We start from the raw sequence: 3,284 nt of genomic DNA, 5'->3' as shown, positions 1-3,284 counted from the left end.
CTCCGGGTCGGGCGGACCTCCGGGCGGGTCGCGTCAGCGCATGATCGCACCGGCGCCTGCGGGTCGGGCGGGATCCGCCGCCTCGCGCGGGAGGCCGGCTCAGCGCCCGCGCCGCGCCCGCGGATCGGTGAGGAGTCGGACCGGGGGGAGGTCGGCCAGGTCGGGGGACACGAAGCCGAGCACGTCGGAGTGGTGGTCGGCGGAGGCGCGGCGGAGGAAGGACCAGCACTTGAGCGAGGACGGGCGCCGGTCGAGGGGGAGGGGAGCGGCCTCCACGATGACCACGGTGGCGGAGCGGTGCAGGATCCGCACGGGCACGCGGCTCTCGCGGCCGTCGACGGTCCAGCTGGAGACGCCGCGGATGCGGCCGTCCTCGCGGTCGACGCCGACGGTGAGGACGCTCCGGAAGTCGTCGGACGCGGCGCCCATGCCGATCTGGAAGTCCCCGTCGGCGCCGTCGAGCACGAAGGCGACGTCGAGTCCGCGGCGGTGGCGGACGGTGAAGGTGGCGAGCAGGGGACCGCTCCCGAACCTCGGGGCCTCGTCGCGGGCCTGCCGGACACGCTGCTCCGCGTCGTCCCTGTCCATGGAGCCACTCCTGCCGTTCGGGCGGAGCGGGGCCCGCGCGCCCGTCGAGCTAGGGGGAGCGGGACGGCGTCACCCCGCGCGAGGCAGCGTCACCCGGAAGCGGGCGCCGACGGGCCCCGCCTCCGCCACGAGGTCGCCGCCGAGGGCCCGGGCCAGCCCGCGCGCGATCGGCAGGCCGAGGCCTGAGCCGCCGTCGGCGCGGTTGCGGGCGTCGTCGAGGCGGACGAGGCGGTCGAAGACGCGCTCGCGGTCGGCCTCGGCGATGCCGGGGCCGTCGTCGTCGACGGTGATCGTGACGGAGTCGGCGGCCGCCTCGACGGCGACGTCGATCCGGGAGCGGGCGAAGCGGGCGCCGTTCTCGAGGAGGTTGCCGAGCACCTGAGCCAGCCGGTCGGCGTCGGCGCTGACCAGGAGCGGCTCGGCGGGCCGGTGCAGCTCGATCGCGAGGCCCGGGCGGCGCAGCTCCTGGCGCTCGATCGCGGCCTCGGCGACGCCCGCGGGGTCCAACGGACGCGACTCCACAGCCAGGCCCTCGTCCAGCCGCGCCATCAGCAGCATGTCCTGGATGAGGCGACCCGCGCGCAGCGACTCCCGCACGACGTGCACCGAAAGGCGCTCGCGCTCCTGCTCGCCGCCGTCGGCGCGGACGAGCGCGTCGGCGGCGGCCTGGATGCCGGCGACCGGCGTCCGCAGCTCGTGCGCGGCGTCCGAGACGAACGCGCGCATCCGCTGCTCCGCCGCGAGGGCCGTCGCCTCGGCGGCGAGGGCGCTGCGCTCGGCCTGCTCGAGGTCGTCGAGCATCTCGTCGAACGCGGTCGCGGTGCGGCCGAGCTCGGTCCGCGGACGGGAGGGGCGCAGCCGCCGCCCGCGGTCGCCGTGCGCGATGTCGCGGGCCACGTCGGTCATCCGCTCCAGGGGTCGAAGGGTTGCGCGGACCACGACGATCAGCGCGAGCGCGGCCAGCAGGAGGAACACGGCCGACGCGCCGAGCAGGATCCCGTTCAGCTGCGCGAGGGTGCTGCCGACCGACCCGGCCTCGCTGGTGAGCTGGAGTCGGGTGCCGTCGCTGAGGGTCGACTCGAGGGTGATCAGCTCGTCGTCGGCGGCGACGCTGCTCGAGACGACGGTGACGGCGGCGGAGGCGGCTCGGGGCGGGACGGCTCCGGAGGAGAAGCTCGTGCCGGGCGGCGACGGCGGCTCTCCGAGCTGATCGGCGGCTCCCGGGCCCAGTCGCAGCTGCTCCGGACTCGGCCCGGCCACGACGTCCTCGCCCTCGGGGCTCGTGATCCGCACCGAGACGCCCTGCGCCGAGAGGCGGGAGGCGAGGGCGTCGTCGGCGATCGTGCCGACCAGCGCGGCGGCGGCGGCGGCGCGGTCCTGCAGCCGCTCCTCGATCTGGTCGCGGAGGCGCTCGCCGAGCACCGCCTGCACCGTCGCCGAGAGGGCCAGGAGCAGCACGGCCAGCAGAGCGAGCACGGCCAGGACGGTGCGGAGGCGGAGCGAGCCGGTCCGCAGCGCGCCCGGCTGGGCGCGGTTCACGCCTCCACCCGGTAGCCGAGGCCGCGGACGGTGTGCACGAGCCGGTCGCCGTGCGCCTCCATCTTCTTGCGGAGGGAGCTGAGGTGCACCTCGACGAGGTTCGGGTCGACGTGGTCGTAGCCCCAGACCTGCGTGAGGATCTGGGTCTTGGTGAGGGTGCGGCCGCGGTTCCCGGCGAGGAAGGCGAGGAGGCGGAACTCGGTCGCGGTGAGGTCGAGGGCGACGCCGCCGCGGCGGGCGCGGCCCGACTCCGGGTCGACGACGAGGTCTCCGATCTCGACGACGGACGGGATGCGGCCGCGGCGGCGCAGCACGGCGGTCACGCGCTTGACGAGCTCGGCGAGCACGAACGGCTTCACCACGTAGTCGTCGACGCCCTCGTCGAAGCCGCGGAGGCGGTCGTCGACGGCGTCGCGGGCGGTGAGCATGATCACCGCCGCGTCGCTGCTGCGGCGGATCCGCTCGGCGAGCACGATGCCGCTCGGGCCGGGGAGCATCCAGTCGAGGATCACCAGGTCCGGAGCGAAGGTGCTCAGCTCGCGGGCGAGGTCCTCGCCGGAGACGAGACCGCGGACCGTGAAGCGCTCGCTGCGCAGCGCGGTCTCGACGGAGGAGCGGATGGCGTCGTCGTCCTCGATGAGGAGCACACGGGCGGAGGAGGGCATGTGCTCGAACCTAGGGGGCGCGGATCGGGGCGCACCCGGCGTCTGCTGTGGAGGGTCTGTTCTTAAGTCCGGCTTCAGATTCGCCTTCGAATCTGAAATGGAACCGGCCGCAACCGATCCCGAACGGGGTCGGCACCGGGCCGGAACGAGGAGACACCCATGACCGAGTCGACCACCCCCGCCGAGAAGGGCTCGAGCTTCGGGCCGCGCCGTCCGAAGAAGCGCGCCCTGACCATCGGCATCGCCGTCGGCGCCCTCGGACTCGTCGCGCTCGGCTCGACCGCCGCGTTCGCCGCGACGCCGTCGAGCACGCCGACCTCCAGCGCCACACCGCTGCACTCCACCTCGACCGACACTCCGTCCACCGGTGCGCCGTCGACCGGTGCGCCGTCGACGGCGCACCGGTGGACGGAGTGTCGGTCGAGGTGGAGTGCAGCGGTGTGGCGCTGGAGGTCGGCGTGCTCGACCGCCGCGTTCGCCGCGACGAGTCCG

At 75.1% G+C, this 3,284-nt stretch carries 3 protein-coding genes and 1 pseudogene; 1 reads left to right on the top strand and 3 read right to left on the bottom strand.

The window, feature by feature from the left end; all coding sequences use genetic code 11:
- Positions 1 to 99: 99 nt before the first annotated feature.
- The 3 genes from C5C33_RS18005 to C5C33_RS17995 all read right to left on the bottom strand — a co-directional run bounded on the left by C5C33_RS18005 (position 100) and on the right by C5C33_RS17995 (position 2,792).
- Positions 100 to 588, bottom strand: a complete 489-nt coding sequence (locus C5C33_RS18005) for a hypothetical protein (RefSeq protein WP_104227448.1) — start codon at positions 586 to 588, stop codon at positions 100 to 102.
- 69 nt (positions 589 to 657) lie between these two features.
- A complete protein-coding gene (locus C5C33_RS18000; RefSeq protein ID WP_104261784.1) occupies positions 658 to 2,127 on the bottom strand; it encodes a HAMP domain-containing sensor histidine kinase in 1,470 nt (489 codons plus the stop codon).
- Entirely contained in the window at positions 2,124 to 2,792 is a 669-nt protein-coding gene (locus tag C5C33_RS17995; protein WP_104225192.1) for a response regulator transcription factor, read from the bottom strand. Before C5C33_RS17995 ends, C5C33_RS18000 begins: the two co-directional genes overlap by 4 nt.
- A gap of 159 nt (positions 2,793 to 2,951) precedes the next feature.
- Between C5C33_RS17995 and C5C33_RS18335 the strand changes: the two are divergent.
- Positions 2,952 to 3,284, top strand: a pseudogene (locus C5C33_RS18335) (hypothetical protein); the annotation flags it as partial.

It is taken from the genome of Rathayibacter sp. AY1H3, from assembly GCF_002932015.1.
This window is presented reverse-complemented; position numbering and strand designations above follow the sequence as displayed.

Bases quoted from the DNA above. Each gene is read 5' to 3' on its own strand.
- C5C33_RS18005 (WP_104227448.1), bottom strand. From the start codon at position 588: ATGGACAGGGACGACGCGGAGCAGCGTGTCCGGCAGGCCCGCGACGAG.
- C5C33_RS17995 (WP_104225192.1), bottom strand. From the start codon at position 2,792: ATGCCCTCCTCCGCCCGTGTGCTCCTCATCGAGGACGACGACGCCATC.